Origin of the sequence: Pseudoalteromonas sp. MER144-MNA-CIBAN-0113, from assembly GCF_040308965.1 — a bacterium.
Lineage (GTDB): Bacteria > Pseudomonadota > Gammaproteobacteria > Enterobacterales > Alteromonadaceae > Pseudoalteromonas > Pseudoalteromonas tetraodonis.
In genome coordinates this window covers 1-231 of sequence record NZ_JBEOOG010000636.1, presented here as the reverse complement: position 1 = coordinate 231, position 231 = coordinate 1, and the positions used below count along the sequence as shown (strand labels likewise).

General features: G+C 34.2%; 1 pseudogene. It reads right to left on the bottom strand.

The annotated features are described in order from the left end of the window. A pseudogene (locus tag AAEY57_RS21275) lies at positions 1-231 on the bottom strand (HvfC family RiPP maturation protein); the annotation flags it as partial.

Here is a 231-nt window from a genome sequence, read left to right as displayed (position 1 = left end):
CTTAAATTTCTTGCCGTTTTCGATAAATACAAAGCAGAACTAGTAAGCGCTGTTGTTTGTAATTTTTGCTCTTGCTCATCTTCGTGTGCAATCGATACATCTAGCTCTACCCATTCATAATGTGCAAGTTCTAGCATAAACACGGGATCGTATCTTTTTATTTTATAATCACTTGATAAATAATTAATAAACTCCCCTGCTATATCTAAAAAGTACGGCGAATGACAATCA